This window comes from Cellvibrio japonicus Ueda107 (genome assembly GCF_000019225.1).
Classification (GTDB): Bacteria; Pseudomonadota; Gammaproteobacteria; order Pseudomonadales; family Cellvibrionaceae; genus Cellvibrio; species Cellvibrio japonicus.
Window position 1 is genome coordinate 1107515 of the sequence record NC_010995.1, and the last position, 19997, is coordinate 1127511.

10 protein-coding genes are annotated in these 19997 nt (G+C 57.3%); 4 read left to right on the forward strand and 6 right to left on the reverse strand.

What is annotated here, in order from left to right; all coding sequences use genetic code 11:
- Window positions 1–44: 44 nt before the first annotated feature.
- From CJA_RS04660 to CJA_RS04680, 6 genes are all read right to left on the reverse strand, one after another.
- The gene (locus CJA_RS04660) at window positions 45–8477 is read right to left on the reverse strand and encodes an RHS repeat-associated core domain-containing protein (protein WP_012486596.1); all 8433 of its coding nucleotides are present in this window, start codon (window positions 8475–8477) and stop codon (window positions 45–47) included.
- A gap of 82 nt (window positions 8478–8559) precedes the next feature.
- A complete protein-coding gene (locus tag CJA_RS04665) occupies window positions 8560–9423 on the reverse strand; it encodes a hypothetical protein (protein ID WP_012486597.1) in 864 nt (287 codons plus the stop codon).
- A 217-nt stretch (window positions 9424–9640) separates the two neighbouring features.
- Entirely contained in the window at window positions 9641–9796 is a 156-nt protein-coding gene (locus CJA_RS19440) for a hypothetical protein (protein ID WP_158304050.1), read from the reverse strand.
- 45 nt (window positions 9797–9841) lie between these two features.
- A complete protein-coding gene (locus CJA_RS04670) occupies window positions 9842–10741 on the reverse strand; it encodes an aspartyl/asparaginyl beta-hydroxylase domain-containing protein (RefSeq protein WP_012486600.1) in 900 nt (299 codons plus the stop codon).
- 91 nt (window positions 10742–10832) lie between these two features.
- On the reverse strand, window positions 10833–11771 hold the full coding sequence (locus tag CJA_RS04675) for a response regulator transcription factor (protein ID WP_012486601.1): 939 nt from the start codon (window positions 11769–11771) through the stop codon (window positions 10833–10835).
- The gene (locus CJA_RS04680) at window positions 11768–15199 is read right to left on the reverse strand and encodes a hybrid sensor histidine kinase/response regulator (protein WP_012486602.1); all 3432 of its coding nucleotides are present in this window, start codon (window positions 15197–15199) and stop codon (window positions 11768–11770) included. The genes CJA_RS04675 and CJA_RS04680 overlap by 4 nt, the downstream gene beginning before the upstream one ends.
- 562 nt (window positions 15200–15761) lie before the next feature.
- Between CJA_RS04680 and urtA the strand changes: the two genes are divergently transcribed.
- The 4 genes from urtA to urtD all read left to right on the forward strand — a co-directional run bounded on the left by urtA (window position 15762) and on the right by urtD (window position 19982).
- A complete protein-coding gene (gene urtA, locus CJA_RS04685; protein ID WP_012486604.1) occupies window positions 15762–16958 on the forward strand; it encodes an urea ABC transporter substrate-binding protein in 1197 nt (398 codons plus the stop codon).
- Between the two features lie 118 nt (window positions 16959–17076).
- A complete protein-coding gene (gene urtB / locus CJA_RS04690) occupies window positions 17077–18003 on the forward strand; it encodes an urea ABC transporter permease subunit UrtB (RefSeq protein ID WP_012486605.1) in 927 nt (308 codons plus the stop codon).
- 16 nt (window positions 18004–18019) lie between these two features.
- Window positions 18020–19246 carry an urea ABC transporter permease subunit UrtC gene (gene urtC, locus CJA_RS04695; RefSeq protein ID WP_012486606.1) on the forward strand — a complete coding sequence of 409 codons (1227 nt, stop codon included), beginning with the start codon at window positions 18020–18022 and terminating at the stop codon, window positions 19244–19246.
- Window positions 19233–19982, forward strand: a complete 750-nt coding sequence (urtD, locus tag CJA_RS04700) for an urea ABC transporter ATP-binding protein UrtD (RefSeq protein WP_012486607.1) — start codon at window positions 19233–19235, stop codon at window positions 19980–19982. Before urtC ends, urtD begins: the two co-directional genes overlap by 14 nt.
- The last annotated feature ends 15 nt before the right edge of the window (window positions 19983–19997 follow it).

A 19997-nucleotide genomic window follows, 5' to 3' on the forward strand; every position in this document is an offset into this window, starting at 1 on the left:
GTTCCTTTTATGCGGTTTGGGTTGATCAGTGTTGAGCCCTTGGCTTAGGTCTTAAAGTTTGTCGCAGCGCCCCAGACCAGGTAGCCGGCAGGCAGGAAAAAGCCTGCGAGTATGTAGCCGGCAATGGCGACATCGCTGCTGGCGGCAGACTTGGCAAGCTGCGGCAGGGTGGCGACTTTCTGCACGGTCTGGTCAGAGATAAGCCCCTTGCTTGCCGCCTTGGCGGCGATGGCTTCGCGGCTGGCCCAGGCGGATTTGCCCAAGGAGCCCAAAGCGCCTGTTGTAGCGCCTGACGCTGCGCCCTGGAGGGTGCTTTTGAGCAGCCCCTGGTACCAGGGCTGGTGCTGGGCCACATTGGTCAACACGGTTTTTACATCGGCGCTGAGGACACTGGAGATGGCGCTTGTCGTCGCACCAGCCGCCGCGCGTGCCAGCACTCCCGAGGTGCCGGTCAACCCGTCGGTCAGGGCGGAGGACACCGGGCTGAGCGCGCCGCCCACGGCACCGCTGACGAAGCCGGAGGCGGCGCCTATGCCCATGGCCTCAAAAAAGCCCTTGGCGGTAAAGTCGCGGCCGTGCTGGATGTCGTAACTCAGACCGCTGGTTCCCGCGCCGTTGAGTGTGGAACCGAGTACATTGACCCCAAAGGTGCTCCAGGAGAACGAGGAGGCAGACGTGCTTTCTGCCGCGGTCACACCGGTTGCCACTTCGGCGGAGGCGCTGGCACCCGCAGCGGCAGTTCCCTCGGCGCCAGCCGCGCCGGCGGCAGCGCCGGCATCTGCCGCTGCTTCAGCACCGATTGCGCCTGCAGCAGCACCGGTTTCAGCTGCTGCGGTTGCACCTTCCGCAGCGCCGGCGGCGCCCAGGAGGGCCGCATCGGCCGACGCGGCGGCCGCATCGGAAGCGCCACCGGTAAACAGGGTTAAGCCCAGCCCGATGGCGGTGATGGCCACCAGGGCGATCCCAATACCCACCTGGGCCCAGACCGAGATTTCCCCGGTGGGGTCCACAATGATCAGCGGGCTGTTGTTGGCAAACACATAGGGGCTGGCAAACTGGCGCTGCGGATCGGGGGTCAGGAAGCGCACCAGAGCCGGGTCGTACAGGCGGGTGCGGAAGTCATAAAGCCCGACCTCGGCATCCCATGTCTGGCCCTGGAAGGCATAGGGAACCGTATCCTGTCCATAAGCCTGGCTCAGGGTGCCGAAGGGCAGGTAGGTGCGCGCGCTGACCAGGTCGGCATCGGCAACCACTCCCCACACCGATTGGGTGGTATCGGTGAGCAGGTAGTAGGTGCGATCGGTTACCCAGGCGAGCAGCCCGGTGGGGCCATGTACCGTGATACCCCAGCGGCCATCGATCAGGCTCGCAACGGCCACCTGGCCGGCACCGGTAAAGTCAACACGGATCGAGCCTGCTGATTGCTGCTTGACCACCCGCTGCTGGCTGCTGCCGTAGGCCAAGCGAATGCTGGTCTGGCCTGTGGCAATTGCTGTGGTCATCCCGGTCACATCGTCGTAGTTGAGCTGACGCCCCAAACCAGCGGTCATCTGGCCCCGCGCGCTGTAGGTGAGGCTGCTGGCACTGCCGCCATTGACCTGCACCTGCGTTAGCTGATTGTTACCGGACTGGTAGCCAAAGTCGGTCTGCTCGCCGGCCTGGGTCATGCTCCACAGATTGCCGTCAGGGTCATAGAGGCTATAGCGACTATCGGAGGCGCCGGTTGCGCTGCTCAGGCGTCGCTGGCTGTCGTAACCGAAGGCGTCGTTATAGTCCAGGCTGAAGCCGGTGAAGGCGAAATGGACAGCCCGACTCGATATGACACCATCGGCGTCGTAGCCCAGGGTAAAGTCGAGGTTCTGGTTATTGCCATCGGTTGAGCGGGTACCGAGCGAGGCAACCCAGCCGGGCGAGTTGTAGTGGGTGGTGCGCGTCCAGTCTCCCATGGTTTGGGTGGTGGGCTGGTTATCGGCCGAATAGCCAAAGCGGGCGAGCTCGGCGCCGCCGGGGTTGGTGCCAATGGCAGTGATATTGCCCTGGTCGTCGTATTGGTAATACAACTGGCTGAGCGGCGCCCCGGCAGGTAAGCGGACCTGGATAACATCGCCGAGCTGGTTGTAGGCATAACCCAGGGTGCCACTGGCTGTGACGGCGCCCGAGATATCCTGGCTTACCGAGACGATATTACCGGCAAGGTCATAGGCGAAGCGCTCGACAACCTTAATGTCATTCGCAGAAGGGAGCAGTGCAGGCGCGCTATTTAGGGTCGTACTGGTCCACTTCATACCGATCAGGCTTGGGTCGCTACCGGGGCCATCATAGGTGGTCACCACAACCGTTTCAGCGCCATCGTGCCCGGCGACTGGCCAGTCCGGGGTGTCGGCCTTGGCCTCCAGCAGCTCTGGGTCCCAGGCACCCTCTACTTTCCCTTCTTCCAGCATGCGGCCAATCGGGTCATAGCGGTAATAGATATACCATTGCTCATGGGCTCCCATGGCGGGCTGGACAAAGCGCAGGTTGCCGACAGAATCGAGGATAAAGTTGGTACTCCCGGTATCGGGATCGCCCAGGGCGGTGGTTTCCTGGAGGGCGTTTGCCAGGGTTTGGCGCACAAAACTGCTGTTGCCGGATTGCGGGCCGCTTGTCAGTGCATTCGGCAACTGTTGTGCCAGGGTGGCGATAGGCCCGGTAGTGGGGGCGGCATAGGTGCGCACGCCGGCACTCTGGTTGACCAAGGCACCTTCGGCATCAAAAAACGTCGTAGCGACCTGCTGCCCCAGCTTGTCGTTGATCTGGGCAGAAATGGTTTTAACGGCGCTGGTGACCCGGGTTTGGCTGTATTCACCGGCGGGCAGGCTGGGGTCGCTGCCGGTGTTGGCTGCATAGGCAAATTGGGTAGTGTTACGCTGCGCCGCCGGGACCTGGAGGTTGATGGCATAGGCCTTGCCGGGCAGGCTGGTCTCCAGTTTTACCGAGCGCGGGGAGGCTTCATAGCGTGCACCCCAATAGGGATACCCCTGGTCATCGGGACGCACGACACCATCGCTGTCGGTCTGGCCGGCATAGTAGTCGGTGACATCGCCGCTCATCACCCAATCCCCGTCCATTGCCGAGAGGAACGCGGCCACATCCACGAAGTGGCTGCGGTATTGCAGTGTGGGCAGGCTGGCGCCGGCGCCAAAGGAGCCGGGAGCACTCTTGGTCGTTGCTACCTGGCGATTGAGCGCATCGAATACCAGCTCGCACAGCAGGCTGGTATTCCCGTGCAGTTGATGGATTTGGCGCTGGCGCCCACCGGCGTCGTTGTAGGAGAGGCCCAACCGGACATCGGTAACACCTGTGAGGTTACGCAGTTGGACCGGTGCCCCCGCCACACGGATCGATACTCTCGCCGCGCTGGGACTGACACGTTCGCTGAACAGCAGTTGGCCATCCCCCAGGAGCAGCACCACACCATCCCCCACCACCAGGAGCCACTTGGTGGCGATGGCCGGGGGATGGGCGAGGGCGATCCAGGATGTAGCCGCCTGGGACGCGGTCCAACTGCTTCCCGTCCAGCCCAGGGTAATATCGCCCACATTCACACTCAGCAGGCTGGCATTGGAGGCCTGGGCCTCAAAGTAAACAGCATAGGTGCCGGTTGGCGATTGCGACCAGGTCAGCGTATCGGCTGCCGGCCCGGCGTGAAGCAGGGCGCCATCGGTAACCTGCCAGGCCTCGGGATTGGCGGGTTGCCAGCGTCTGGCCCACAGGCCGCCATCGCGGAAGCTCTCCAGAATACCGCCCCCGGCGGGGTGCAGTGTCAGCTCGGCATTGGGCGAGGCGCTATCAAAGGTGCCATCGGTGGAGCCCTGCCGCGAGAGGAAGCTGGTTGAGATCTCCCGTACCAGGCCTGAGCTGCCTACCGATACCGAGGCGCGGTAGCTGCGGTCATAGTAGGTGCGGCTGGTGCGTCCGCTGGCGTCCATGGCCGACAGGATCTGCTGCGAGTCGGGATCAAAGGTGCGGATGGTTGCCCCGGTTACCAGGGGCGTCACCAGCATGGAGTCCAGATGGATATCGCTCGCGGTCGTGTTGGTTGCACTCAGGATCAAGGTCAGCGGGCCGGAGGCCTCGCCGGTGAGCGTGATTGGCAGGGTGACATAGCGCCACCCGGCGTTGGTGGCGACCCAGGCCAGGGTAAAGGTTTGTGAGTTACCGCCCTGGATGCGTGCGCTCAAACCGCTGCCGTCCGCCACAAAACCCTGTGGGGTGCGATAGCGGCACCCCAGCACATAGGTTTGCTGCTGGTCAGTTTTGACACTTACGCTGATCGACGCCGCCTTGCCCCCTGGCAGCACCGCCGCGCGCACCCCGGTGTAGGCATCGTCGTCGTCATAGGTGACGCCGGATAAGCTCCATCCCGCAGTGCTTTCATAGGGCTGGAAGCCCAGGTAGGCACAGCCATCCGGCGTGGCATTGGCGATACGTGCAATCGCCAGCTCGTCGCGGATGTCATAGAGGGTGGCACTGGGGTTACCCAGTGCATCCAGGTTGCCGGTTTCCTGGCCATAACCCGTGCGCGATGTGGTGCGGGCGCTGAGTTGCCATCCTGCAGGCGTGCTCCCGGGGGCATAACTGGAAAAGGGAAACTCAGGGTTATTGGAGGAGACCAGGCCAAACCCGGCCTCGGGGGCTGGTGTCAGCACATCCTCACCGGCATTGGATGGCCAGGTGGTGTAGGTCGTGGCATTGGCGGCCACCGGCAGGGCCTGCCCTGCCGCCGAATGCCAGCTTGAGACCTGCACACTGTCTGCCAGGGCGTGGATCGCCACCAGTGCCGGGTAGCATGCCAATTCAACGCCATAGCGGGTTGTGCTCTGGAAGGTTTCCTGGGTGCCATTGCCGGAGTAGTTGGTGCGCGTCTGTGTCACCGGTTGCCCGGTGTAGGGCAGGCTGAGCCCCTGGCTGACATAGGTGGTGAGGGTACTGCTGGAGACGCCATCACTCATATCGGTTTGTTGGCTGGCGGTGACCCAGCCGCCGCGCAGGTAAATAGGCGGCGCAGCCGGGTCTACAGGGCTGCTGGCCAGGGTTTCGACAACCGTCCAACCAGTGGTGCTGGAAGCCACCAGCGTATTGTCTGCGGTATAGGTCTCGGTGCTGACCAGCAGGCCATCGAGCATGTCGTAGTAATTGTCGCCGGTCTGGTCCTGGATACCATTCAGGTAGCGACTGACCACATACCCATTGGCCGCACTGGCAGGCGTCTCGGCACCGGGATACACCGTGTTCTGGTAGTACTTGATGATGTTGCCGCTGGCGTCGGCACTGGCCGAACCGGCATCGGGCAGGAAGGCGGTGGGAACCGGATCGCCAAAGCCATCATCCATTTCCACGGCCACCACCGCATAGTGTTCGAGCGGGCCGTCAACGGCATAGCCGGCATAGCGGTGCAGGTTCAGGCGCTGTGCCTGATCGAGGGAAGCATACTGGGAGGGAAACGACACGAAGAGTCCAGGGCCCTGGGGCGAGGTTCCCGCACCACCCACGCCACCGTCGCTGGCTTCTGCCAGTTTTTCCCCGGCAAACGGTACAGGTGCACCATCCACGCCACCGTTTGCCAGTATCAGCGCCTGGACCGACTGGCTATCGCCATTATCCACCGTGTAGGCCAGGAATAGTGGGGCCTCGTCGACCAGGGACTCCGAATCATAACTATCTCCCGGTTTCACACCGGCCGCGAGACTGGCGAGGTTGGCAACGGCATCAGTCGACACCACCGCGCCCCAGTTGGTCGCTGTGCCCCGGTAGTACAGGTATGGGCCGATGGCCGCCCAGTCGTCGCCGCTGGCCGACGGCCAGTTGTCCGAGGCACTGGTTTGGCCGGGCAGTGATTGTGCCTGTGCCGTGGGGCCAACCCAGGGATTGGCCTGGGTCGGATCAAAAGCCATGACTTGCGCCTCCGCCGATCCCACCCCGGTGGTAGGTACCAGGACACGGATTGCGTAGCTGGCACCATAGGCAAAGCGAACCGATCTGTTGGCGGGCGGATTGCCGCCCAGATTCAGCGACGTATTCTCACTCCAGGTAGAACCATTGCGACGCAGCAGGTTTCCATTCGTGCCAATCAGGGCTCCCTGGACAAGGGTCGGCGTCCAGCCAAGCCGCGGGTTGCCGCTACCAAACCAATCGGTATACGGGCCATGGCTGCTCAAGGCGATGCTGTATCCGGCGTCCCATTCGGCAATCCACTGTTGATAGGTGTTCTGCTGTGCATTGGCGGAGGTCAGGTTCGTCACCACCAGCAGCCCGGCGCCGGGGGAGAGGGCAATTGCATCCAGGGAATCGGTGACCAGGCCGTTAACCTGGATGGGGGTTCCGGACTGCCACTGCAGCAGACCGTCAAGGTGTACCAGTTGTAGCTGGCCGCGCCTATCGAGCACGGCGTAGTATTCAGGGCCTGCGGTCAGCCAGGAGAACTGCGACACCGCCGTGGTTGCGCGTGTCCAGGTGCGTGTTGTCCAGCGCCAGGTAACCACATCATAGCTGCCGGTAAGGCTTGAACTGTCCATTTGGCTGGCCACAAAGAAGGTGTTGCCGCCAAAAAACTGGGGCACGCCCTGGGTGTTGGCGTAGGTCAGTGTCGGCTGATCGGGGGCCGTGGTGTGGCCATCAATGGTGGCCGCCTGCCATTGGCCCGGGCGCGCGGTATCGCGCTCAAACGCATAGACAGCCAGGTCGCCGGAGGTGCGGTTGAAGCGCAATGTCAAAAAGTCAGATGCGGCCTGTACATTCAGGCTCGCCAGTGAAAGCCCGGCTGAATCGATCAGCGCGGAGGTGGGCTGTAATTGCCAGCATAACCAGGAGCCTGTCCAGGTATAGACCTGGAGCGATAGCTGCAAACTGTTCTGGTTGTAAAAACACACGACCGCATAATCATCGCCAAAAAATACCCGTGGGGTTGCCCCATCCGGCACGGCACCGGGGCGTTCGGCCAGGGTGGTGCGCTCGGCCATCACCAATTGCCGGTCACTGCTGTAGGTGTAGCGCGCCACACCGCCCTGGGAATAGGTGACGGCGAGCAGGGCGCCCGGCTGGCCGCCGGCGGTATCCATGGCGAGGTCGTAGTCGAACAGCAAACCGGGCAGGGCAACACCATCCTGGTTGTATTGCACGATACTGGTCAGGAAGCGCTTGTAGGTGTCGCCCTGCAGGCTGCCGGTATTGTGGGTGACATTGGCTACCGGGCTGTTGGGCAGCGGCTCATACACGAAGCCAATACTGAACATCAGCGCCTTGGAGGGATCATTGACATCGACGCTGTCCAGGTAGCGAGTTTCATAGCGATCCTGGTAAGGGCTTGGGTTATTGCTGGGGACGGGGTTGTGCGGATCATAGTATTCGCGTGCTGATCCGGGCTCTGCTGACCAACGCTTATCGCCGTAGTTGAAGGTGATCACCCGGCCAAAACTGTCCACCACCTGATCGATGTAAACCGCCTTGGTGTAGGGTTTGCCGCCGGTGCCAACCTGCTGTTCAACAACCGGGATGATTCCCGACGCGTTGCGTGTCCCCGCGTTATAGCTAAAACTCACCTGGCTGCCGAAACGGTCGCTCAATGCCGTAAGATACCAGGCGCGCGCCACCTGGACCTGGTTGCTTGTGTCCTGGCTGGCGCCTGTCCAGGCCGCCGCGTTGCCGCCATCGGTCCACCAGACTGACCAGGCAATGCTGTTGCCCTGGGCGGTGGCAAAACCTTTGTCGGTGTCGGCGGTGCGCCCACCAAAGCTGCGCCTGACTGCCTGGTCACTCACAATGAGCCAGCGCTCATACTGCGGGTAGTAAATGATTTTCCAAAATTGATAGTTCTGTAACTGGTAGGTTTCCCCGCCATCGTAAGCGAGCAGGGTGCCGGACGTGTTATCCAGGCGAAATTGTTGCTGTAACCGGGCATCCTCGATGGTCCAGGGGCTGGTGCCAAAAACCTGGGCATCTGCTGACAGCGCCAGGCCGTTGGCCAAAAAAGCGCTGCGCACCGCCGCCGGCACAGTGGTGTTGTTGTGCAGGCTGGCCGCCAGTTGGCTGTCCAATGCAAACAGCGAGGGCACGACCGGTTGTTGGTACAGGTTATTGGGCGTGCCGTTATCAAACAGGGTGTATTGGTGCGCGGCCGGTGCGGGTGAGCCCTTGTCGGCGGCTTCGATCCAGGTCAGGGGCAGGGTCCAGCCCAGGCCCAACACGCCGGTCGGGGCATCGGCATTCCAGGTAGTTGCTGCGCGAAATACATTACTTTGGTATTGCACCACCAATGACACATCCAGTGCATTGGACTGGGAGCGCCCCGGCAGGGTAAAGAGGGTTTGTGCCAGGTTGACGTCACCGCGAAACAGGTTGACGGAACTGGCAAGATTGCCCTGGGTACTGCCATCCATTTGAAACGTTCTTACAGCAGGTGTTTGGGTAGAATCAGAACTGGTGGGCGCTGAGCTGGTCATGGGGTCTCCGGATAAAATTCAGTAAGGGCACCACCGCGAGCCTTGCATGGCTATCAAGGCTCGGGCGCTATGGGGCAGGGGGTTATGCCGGGATAGCAAATACCACCAGTGACACACTGGAGTCGCTGTTACTTTGTGAGTTGCCGCTGTCATCGGTGATAAACGCTTGCGCATTATTCAGCGTGACTTTTTGGCCATTCACTTTCCAACCGCTGCAGCCCCCACCAATACTTTTTATGTGGTGGTCTTTACTGCCGAAGGTAGCCGTCAGGCTTTGCAGCATGACGCTTGCATCCTTAAGGTTCACATTGAAATTCACATCCTGGCTTGAACCGGTTTGCTGGTTGACGAGCGCCTTTGACAAAATTCCCCGCTCGGCTGTCGAGGCGGCAACAAGTCCGCCATTGATGGCGCCATTGGCAAAATTACCGCTGGAATCGATCATTTGTGCCTGGCTGGTAATTTGGCCCAGATTGCCACTTTGTTTAAAGCCTGCGGTTGTTTGGAAGGTTTTTACATGGTGGTCTGCCGATTGTGAGAGCGACCAGCCGGACAGGAAGGCAGCACCGATGGAGAGTGTATTGGATGGCAGTGAAATCTCTGTGCTGCTGGATCCGGAGGAAATGCCATTAGCGTTAGCCAGCGTGATATTGCTATCCGCTGCCGTCACGACGGCGATGCAGGATACATTGATGAGTGAATCGCCATTGTTAATGCCATGCCCGGTATCGTCATCGAGTCTGGCCGTGATGGTGGCTGTGACCTGGGTTGAATTGGGCTGATTGGTTTCGAGCGATAATAAGAGGGTTTTTACGTGATGATCGTCACTGCCAAACGAAAATTTCCAGTAGGTTATGCCCACTACATAGGCAAGCACTTTATCGGAAAAATCGAAGGCAACGGTTTTGTTCGGTGAGGATGACGCATTTTTTATTTCAATGGGCATGGAAAGACTCCTATCTTTACTTGGATGGTGTCGGGCCGGCAAATAATCGCAAGGCTAGTTGACGCGACACACAGTTTTTATTGCCCTCCTTGCGTTGATGATTTGCTGGTGCAAAATTGATTCATGCCTGTAAAAAAATCTATTACAGAATATTTCACCGAAAATTTGTCGTTTAAAGTTTTATTTTTTGTCGTGCTATTAGTTTTTTTGTCGCGCGTTAGTTCATTTTCAAGGTCGCGTCATTTTTTATGGGATAGGTTGAGGCGAACACAAACAAGGCGGCCAAACGGCTTGGCATGATGATGGGGGCAGCGATGATGGATGTGTCCGATGGATCTGTGTGTATCAGCACACTGAGGGGCGAGTTGGGCATGGATGTCCTTATCCACCAAGGCTTGCGCGCTGGCGCGCAACGGGCTTAAAAGAAAATCCAGTAAATCAATGCGATATACAGTGAGTATTGCAAAATATAGTAGAGCGTTTTGTTGTAGCTTTTGATTTTTTTACCGAGCAGGCGGATTTGGTACAGGTAGCCGAACGCGCGGTTGAGCCAGCCGACTTTATCGCCGGGCATGTTTTTGGTGGCCGATGCCGCAACCACAATGCGGGAGAAGAGTTCGTTAAACCAATCCACCAAAAAGAAATTCACCGGGCGTTTGACATCAAGGAACAGAATGATGCGGTTTTGGTCGGTTTGGTTGTGGGCGTAGTGGATGTAGGTTTCATCGAACATCACGGCTTCGCCATCGCGCCAGGCGTATTTCTGGCCATCGACCGAGATATAGCAGGCATCGGAATTGGGCGTGACCAGGCCCAGGTGATAGCGCAGGGAGCCGGCATAGGGGTCGCGGTGCTTTTGCAGGCGCGCACCGGGCGGCAGCATGGTGAACATGGCGCCTTTGACATTGGGAAGCTGGTTGAGCAGTGCCAGTGTCTTGGGACAGAGCTGCTCGGCGGATGTCAGGTTGGCGCCATACCACTTGAGGTAAAAGCGCTTCCAGCCCGTGCGGAAGAAAGAGTTGAAGCCCAGGTCATCCAGGTCTGCCGAGGCTTTGATCTGGGCGGCCTGGTTGAGGTTGATCGCCTCGTCGCGGATAGTCTCCCAGTGTTCCTGCAGGATTTTCAGCTCCGGGAATTGCCCGGGGTCCACAAAGGGAGTGTTTTTCTGCGTGGAGAAGGCATAGAACAGGCAGTTTACCGGGGCCAGGAAGTTGGAGTGGTCGGTTAATTTGCGTGTAAAACGCTCGTGTTGCACCTGGCCGCGGAACTGGACGTAGAGGGCACAAGCGATAAACAAGGCAAGAATGGCTAATCCCATCAGACGATCTCACTGTGATGGTTAAGAGGGCGCGCCATTTTGCCAAACTTTGGCTAGGGCGCCTATGCGCTTTTGTCATCTTCCCATGGCTTTACGGTTTACTCAGACACTTGATGGCAGCGGCGGCGGCCGAAGTTCGGTTTTCTACGCCAAGTTTCTTGAAGATCTGCTCCAGGTGCTTGTTGACGGTGCGTGGGCTCATATCGAGGATCTGGCCAATTTCGCGGTTGGTCTTGCCATTGGCAATCCAGCGCAGCACATCAGCCTCGCGCCCGGTGACGGCAAATTGCTGGCGCAGGCTTTGGGTTTCATCCTCCGGTTGGGCGCGCTGGTGCAGGCGCAGCAGGTATTCCCGTTTGTCCACCAGGTTGAGCATTTCGATGCCCAGGCCCTGGCTGTTGAGGTTTAGCGGTAGCTGGCGCCCGCTCTCCGGCTTGTGGCTGAGCCATTCGCGCAGCTGCTGGTGGATAGGGTCGGCCAGGGTCAGTTCCGGTGTCGTGATCTCGGCATCGGCCAGCAGTTCGTATACCTGGGGCGTGGCCCAGAGTAATTGCCCCTCCAGGTCGATGGTAAACAGGAATTGCCCGGCGGAATCCAGCGCGCGGCGCGCCTGTTGGGCAATGCGCGCATTGGCCAGGTGCACACGCATGCGCGCAATCAGTTCGTGGGTGTTGATAGGTTTGGTGATGTAATCCACGCCCCCGGCGCCCAGTCCCATGACCACGTGTTCGGTATCGCTTAAACCGGTCATAAACAGGATGGGCACATCGGTGAGCGGTGGCTGGCGCTTGAGTTGCTTGCAGGTTTCAAAGCCATCCATGTGCGGCATGATCGCATCGAGCAGGATGATATCCGGGCGAATATTTTTGGTAATGGTGAGCGCCTGGGCACCCTCCAGGGCGACCAGCACAGTAAAACCGGCGGCCTCCAGGGTGTCGTTCAGCATATGGATGCTGTCCAGGTTATCGTCTACCACCAGGGCGATGGCGTGATGGGATTTGGCAGTGGCAATTCCGGTGTTCAGGTTCATGGCTCTTGCTCCGCATCTTCCAGGCTATCGGTGTTAACCAATTCGAGGATTTTGTCGAATTGGAAGTGGTTGGTGAGTTTTTGCAGGCTATCGATAAAGTCATCGCTGGCGGCTTGAGTGCTGCGCAGTTGGTGGATTTTGTCGAGCAGTCCTTTCTTGTGGCCGATACTGGCCAGCCGCGCTATGTCATCCAGGTGTTCTTCGGCAGGTAAATGAATCAGCACGGGATCGGTTGCCGGTGTGGATGCGGCGCTGAGTACGGCTTTTTCGTAGCGCCATTCGAGTTGCAAGAGTTTGCCAATGTGATCGAGCAGCAAATTCAGGCGCACCGGTTTGATGATATAGGCCTGGTGCAGCAAGGTATTTTCCTTGCTGTTGTTCCAATGGAGGTTTTTACCTTCGCTGGCATCGGCAGACACCATAATGATGGGCTGTTTAAAACCGGCGTCGCGCACTTGCTGCGCCAGCTCCCAGCCACTCAGTCCGGGCATGGAAACATCGAGCATTAATAAATCCGGTGCGCTGCCGGCAGTCTGGCTGGTGTGCAGTTGCTCGATGGCGAGTAGCGGATTGCGCAGATCGATAATGTCAAAACCCAGGGGCAATAGCATGGCGCGGATCAATTGGCGATGTGAATCTTCGTCATCGACCAACAGCAGGCGACGCACAGGGCCCTGGTAACCGTAAATGGTTTGCACGGGAGGAATGTCCAGGGCGGGAATGCGATGATCGATGCGCGCCAGCATCAGCGTCGCTTTAAAGGTACTGCCTTTGCCGGGGGTACTGGTGACGGCAATATCGCCCCCCATAATATCGCTCAGCAAACGCGTGATGGTTAAGCCGAGGCCGGTACCGGTAGTGGTGGAATTAGGGTGGCGCACCCGTTCAAAGGGATGGAATATCCGCTCGATATTTTCCGGGGCTATGCCCTCACCGGTATCGATAAGGGTAAATTCCGCCACCTGGCTGCGGTAGCGCACCTTAAAGGTAATGCTGCCCTGCGCGGTATATTTAATCGCGTTGGACAACAGGTTAATTAAAATCTGGCGCAAGCGTTTTTCATCGGTCTTTACCAGCTCGGGCAATTTATCGCGGCATTCAAAGATAAAATCCAGTCCCTTAGCTTGCGCCTGCAAGCGAAACATATGTACCAGCTGTTCTATCAGCACATTGATGCGAACCTGGTCCTGGTGCAGGTCGAGCCGGCCCGCTTCGATTTTGGAAATATCCAGCAAGCCTTCAATCAAATCGGCCAGGTGTTCGCCGCTGCGGCGAATCACACCCAGGGCTTCGCGCCGGTGCGCTGGCATGCTGGGGTCCATTTCCAGCAATTGCGCATAGCCCAGTACGGCGTTCAGCGGTGAGCGCAATTCGTGGCTGATGCCGGTGAGGTAGCGGCTCTTGGCGAGGTTGGCCGCTTCGGCTTGTTCCTTGGCAATTTGCAGGGCGCGGTCGGTGCGCTCGTGGGCTTCGATTTCCTCCATCAACAAACGGGTTTGCCGCTGTGATTCTTCTTGTGCGACTACGCGGCTTTCGTGAGCCAGTACAAACAGCCAGCTCACCACACCGGTAATAATCACCAACAGGAAAAATACTTTCCAGAGTGTGGCCTCTAACAGCGCGGCGGTTTCGGGCGCATCGATCGGTGTCTGGAAATAAATCAGTGAGAGCAAAATAGCCGAGAGACCGTTGATGACCAGCACCAGGATAATGAAATGGCCAAGGCGGGAATTGATGTTGGCACTAAAGTGCTGTGGCAAAAAGCGTTTGAACATCAGTGCCAGCTGTTGTGAATAATTAGCGCCGGGCTTGCAATAATCCTGGCAGCGCGCATCCAGTGAACAACAGAGCGAACAGATATGGCCGGCATAAGCGGGGCAGTGGGTCATATCTTCGCGCTCAAACCTATGTTCACAAATACAACAGGTCACTGTGCCCTGCAGGCTTTCGAGGTCACTGGTATCGACCACCAGCGGACGCGCCAGGTAATAGCGGCTTTTGGTGGCCCAGGCAATGCAGGGCGCGGCAGTCAGCGCGGCGGCCAGGGTCAAAAAGTGTGACAGCGCCTGCGCAATAGCGCCGCAAATACCGCTGTGGAACAGGATGCCCAATACCGAGGCGATCAGCATGGCGCCCACACCGGCGGGATTAATATCGTAGAGGTGGGCGCGTTTGAATTCGATATGGCGCGGGCTCAAGCCCAGCGGTTTATTGATCACCAGGTCGGCCACCAGCGCGCCCAGCCAGGCAACGGCAACGATGCCGTAGTAGCCGAGGGTTTGCTCCAGGGCGCGGTAGACCCCCAGCTCCATCAACAGCAGCGCAATCGCAACATTAAACACCAGCCAGACAACCCGGCCGGGATGGCTATGGGTCAAACGCGAGAAAAAATTCGACCAGGCAATGGAACCGGCGTAAGCGTTGGTCACATTGATTTTAAGCTGGCTGATAATGACAAAAATGCCCGCCACACAGAGCGCAACCTCCGGTGAACTGGCAATGTAGCTGAAGGCAACCATATACATACGCGTCGGATCGGCAGCATCCTCGCCGGTGATGCCGTGATTCACGGCCAGCACCGCGAGAAACGAACCGGCCAGGATTTTAATAGTGCCAATCACAATCCAACCCGGCCCGCCTGCAATGAGTGCCGCCCACCAGCGCCAGCGCTGGCCCGGCTTGGGGGTGGGCAGGAAGCGTAAAAAATCCACTTGCTCGCCAATTTGGGCAATCAATGAAAACACCACCGCAGAGGCGGCGCCAAAAAATAAAATATTCAATCCCTGGTGTTGGTTATCGCTGCCGGCAAACTCGGTCCAATTTTCCACAGAGCTGGCATCGGCATAGATGATGAACACAAAGGGTATGAGTTGCAGCAGCACCCAGAAGGGTTGGGTCCACAACTGGAAACGGCTGATAAAGGTAATGCCGTGGGTAACCAGTGGAATAATCACCACTGAGCTAATGAGGTAACCCCAGGCGAGCGGGATATCAAATAATAATTCCAGGGCCATGGCCATGATGGCGGCTTCGAGGGCGAAAAAAATAAAGGTGAATGACGCGTAGATCAGGGAGGTGATGGTGGAGCCGATATAGCCAAAACCCGCACCGCGCGTCAGCAGGTCTATATCGACACCGTATTTGGCGGCGTAGTAGCTGATCGGGATAGCCGTGAGAAAAATAATCAGGCTGACCGCGCAAATGGCAGCAACGGCATTACTGAAACCATAGTGCAGGGTGATTGCTCCGCCAATCGCCTCAAGCGCAAGAAAGGATATTGCACCCAATGCCGTGGTGGCGACGCGCGCATTGGACCAGCGGCGCGCGCTCTTGGCGGTAAAGCGCAGGGCGTAATCTTCCAGGGTTTGGTTGGCAACCCATTGGTTGTAATTACGCCTGACGCGGAATATGTGCTGCTTGGCAGTCATAGGGCTGGCGCATCTCGGTTAGTCAATGTCCATCCTGGCCGCAGATCCTGCGAAACTCCTGCTTAATGTATGTAAGGGGCGCTATAGCTGAGCCCTTGAGGTTTTTGCGCTTTTGTTGTGCGCTGCTCCGGTATGTTTGTTTGATTTGGTGCAATTTTTCCGACGTCACGGTTTTTTCGGTTGTGCTGGTGTGGCACTGAAACCGCTTTCCTGCTGTTCCTCCCATTTACTCTCAAATGCTGTACCAACTTTTATGTTCGCTGGCATGGCGCGCTGGCAGAGAGCAACCTTTCCTTGGCAGAAGAAAATACGTAGCTGCTGCGCCAAGGGCTATGCGTTAAATGACGTAGTGCTCTGGGGCATTTATCGAATGGTGCGCCCGGCTGCGCATCCCTAGAGTGACCAGTGTGGCGAACGGCCAGCTTCAGGCCGATCGTTGAATGACTCAGTGGAATGGCTTTGCGACCGCTTGTGTACCACATCCGTTAATTCAACACTCTGGGGATAAACCATGAAAACGACCATGCTAAACGCGCGACCCTTTTTAAATTGGAGATCGGGCATGAAACAATGCCTGCTTGGCCTTGCCGCCTCTGTGGCTTTTTCATCCGCGGTGATGGCAGAGGTCAATACCACCGGCCTGGCGGTGACTGATACTACCGTCAAGGTGGGCATACTCCACTCGGTAACCGGCACCATGGCAATCAGCGAAACCGGCTCTGTACAAGCCGAGAAACTGGCGATTGAGCAGATCAACGCGATGGGCGGTGTGCTCGGCCGCAAAATTGAATTTATCCAGGAAGACGGCGCCAGCGATTGGCCTACCTTTGCGGAAAAGTCCAAAAAATTATTAGTGAACGATAAGGTGGCGGCCGTGTTTGGCTGCTGGACCTCGGCATCGCGTAAAGCGGTATTGCCGATTTTCGAGCAGTACAACGGTATGCTCTATTACCCGACCTTCTACGAGGGACTGGAACAATCGCCCAATGTGATTTACACCGGCCAGGAAGCCACCCAACAAATTATTGCCGGTATTGACTGGGTGGTAAAAAACAAGGGCGCCAAGTCTTTCTACCTGTTGGGTTCTGATTATATTTGGCCGCGCACCTCTAACAAGATTGCGCGCAAACACATTGAAAAGCTGGGGTTAAGCGTGGTGGGCGAGGAGTACTACCCATTGGGCCATACCCAATTCAACTCAGTGATCAACAAGATTAAGTTGAGAAAACCTGACGTGATCTATGCCATTGTGGTCGGCGGTTCCAACGTGGCTTTCTACAAGCAATTGAAAGCCGCCGGTATCGATATGACTAAAGAAAAGCCCCTGCTGCTGACCATTTCCGTGACCGAGGATGAAATCCTGGGCATTGGCGGTGAGAATATGGTGGGTGCTTATGCCGCCATGAAATATTTTCAAAGCCTGCCCAACGACAACAACAAGAAGTTTGTGGAAGCCTTTAAAGCCAAATACGGTAAAGACATCGTTATCGGCGACGTAACCCAGGCGGCCTATCTCGGTCCCTGGCTGTGGAAGGCGGCAGTAGAAAAAGCCGGCTCCTTTGATATCGATAAAGTTCGCGCGGCATCACCCGGCATTGAGCTGACCACTGCGCCAGAAGGCTATGTGAAGATTCACCCCAACCATCACCTCTGGTCGAAAACCCGCATAGGCCATGCACGCACCGATGGCCAATACGATGTGGTGTTTGAAACAGAAGAATTGATCGAACCCAACCCCTTCCCCGAAGGTTACCAATAATCGCCCTGAACACTGCCAGCCGTGCGGCTGGCAGTGTGCTTTGCAGCCCGCTGTTGTGTTGTTAATAAATTGTTGTGTTACCGATTAACTGCCAATTCGCCATCGAGGGGGCACCGCCATGTTCGCTGAATACAGCACTTCGGAATTGTTATCGATCTTCGCCATGCAGGGCGTGGCCGGTCTGATTCTGTTTTCGGTTTTTGTGTTAATGGCCCTGGGCCTTGCCATTATTTTTGGCCAGATGGGTGTGATTAATATGGCGCACGGCGAATTTATGATTCTCGGTGCCTATGTGACCTACCTGACCTCCAATGTGTTTGCGAGTTATTTTGCCGACCTGTTTAGTATTTACTTCATCATCGCCATGATCCTGGCCTTTATCGCCGCTGCCCTGCTTGGCGCCCTGGTGGAATGGGCGATGATTCGCCATTTGTATAACCGCCCCCTGGATACCCTGCTGGCGACCTGGGGTTTGAGTTTGATTCTGCAACAACTGTATCGCAGCGTATTCGGCGCGCGCGAAGTCGGTGTCACCCTGCCGGATTGGCTGATGGGCTCCTATCAATTAACCGATAGCATCGAATTGCCTATCAACGGTTTGTTTGTGATGTGCCTGGCGCTGGGGATTTCCCTCACCATCGCCGTTTTAATGTACCGCTCGCGTTGGGGCACACAGGTGCGCGCAGTGGTGCAAAACCGGGCGATGGCCGGTGCTGTCGGTATTAATACCGCGCGCGTGGATCGCATGACCTTTGCGCTGGGTTGCGGTATTGCCGGTGTGGCGGGCAGTGCCTTTACCATGATCGGTTCCACCGGCCCGACATCCGGTCAACTGTATATTGTCGATACCTTCCTGGTCGTTGTCTTTGGCGGTGCATCGAGTTTGCTCGGTACTATTGCCTCGGCCTTCAGTATTTCCCAAGCCCAGTCGGCGATGGAGTTTTTCCTGAGCGGCTCCATGTCCAAGGTGCTCACGCTCTTGTTTGTGGTGTTCATCCTGATGTTGCGCCCACAAGGTTTGTTCACCTTGAAAGTGCGTCGTTAAAGAGGAGTCTTGCATCATGTCTTATCAAGGTTTGGGTTCACTCATGCCCAGGAACGACATACTCGGTTTTATCGTCCTGGCGCTGATCCTGTTGGTGGTTCTCCCTTTGTCGCTGGATATTTTCCGCCTTAACCTGGTGGGCAAATACCTGACCTACGCCTTCGTGGCGGTAGGCTTGGTGCTGTGCTGGGGGTACGGCGGTATCTTGAGCCTGGGGCAGGGGGTATTCTTCGGGCTGGGCGGTTACACCATGGCAATGTTTTTAAAACTGGAAGCCTCCGACCCTGAGAGCACCAAAATCCAATCCACACCCGGTATCCCCGATTTTATGGATTGGAACCAGATTACCGAATTGCCATTTTTCTGGGAGCCCTTCCACAGTTTCGGATTCACGCTCCTGGCGATTATCCTGGTGCCTTGCCTTTTTGGTTACATCATTGGTGTGGCTATGTTCAAGCGCCGCGTCGGTGGTGTGTATTTTGCGATTATTACCCAGGCACTGGCGGCTATCCTCACCATTCTGATTATCGGCCAGCAGGGGTACACCGGGGGTGTCAACGGTATTACCGATTTGCGCACCCTGCAGGGTTGGGATATACGCACCGACAGCGCCAAATATTTTTTCTATTACCTTTGTGTGGTGCTGTTGTTCGTATGCCTGTTTATCGCGCAATTTATTCGCAAGAGTAAATTGGGGCGCTTACTGGTGGCCATGCGCGATAAGGAAGATCGTGTGCGCTTCTCCGGTTATGACGTGTCCAACTTCAAGATCTTTGTGTTCTGTATCGGCGCTGTCTTTGCCGCGGTTGGCGGTGCCATGTTTACCCTGCAAGTGGGATTTATGTCGCCGACCCTGGTGGGCATTGTGCCTTCGATTGAGATGGTGATTTTCTGTGCGGTAGGTGGGCGCTTGTCAATTGTTGGTGCCGTCTACGGTGCCTTGATCGTTAACTACGCTAAAACCTCGTTCTCGGAAAGTTTTCCCGAGCTGTGGTTGTTTGCCATGGGTGGATTGTTTATCGCCGTCGTCATGGCCTTCCCCAATGGCCTGGCCGGTTTATACAACACCTATGTGGGGCCGAAAGTGGACGCCTGGCTGGCCGGCCTGGGTAAGCAAAAATCCGCTGTCTTACCAAGGCCACCGGAAAATCCCGGTTTGGGGAATAACCCGGCACCGGTAAAACCTGCGGCACCTGTCCCGTCTTCATCCTTACCCCAAGGAGTCCTCCATGAGCCCCAGTAATACCGACTTTGTGCTGGCGGTGGAAAACCTCACCGTTTCCTTCGATGGATTTAAAGCGGTCAACGATCTCAGCTTTTATGTCGATGAAAATGAAATCCGGGTGATTATCGGCCCTAACGGGGCCGGTAAAACCACGGTGCTGGATTTGATCTGCGGGCGCACCAAAGCCACAGAGGGTTCGATCAAATTCCGCAACCGGGAACTCACCAGGCTGCGCGAACATGACATTGTAAAAGCCGGGGTAGGGCGCAAGTTCCAAAACCCGTCCATCTATGGTGACCTGACGGTGTTTGAAAACCTGGAGATTTCATTTCCCCGCGGGCGCTCGGTATTTGGTGCGCTGATGTTCAAACGCGATGCCGAGGTGATCAGCAAGGTGCGCGAAGTGGCCGGGAAAATTTTCCTGGCCGATTTCCTCGATACCCAGGCAGAGCTGCTAAGTCACGGGCAGAAGCAATGGCTGGAAATTGGCATGTTGCTGATGCAAGACCCGCAGCTGCTGATGCTGGATGAACCGGTTGCCGGTATGTCGGTGGGTGAGCGCCAGCAAACGGCGGAACTGTTGCGCAGCATCATTAAGGATCGCTCGGTGATTGTGATTGAGCACGATATGCAATTCGTTGCCCAGATCGCCGATAAGGTGACAGTGTTGCACCAGGGCAGGATCCTCGCCGAAGGTTCGGTGGATAAAGTGAAAAATGATCCCAAGGTGGTTGAAGTTTACCTCGGCCATTAATGCTGACAGTGGAGA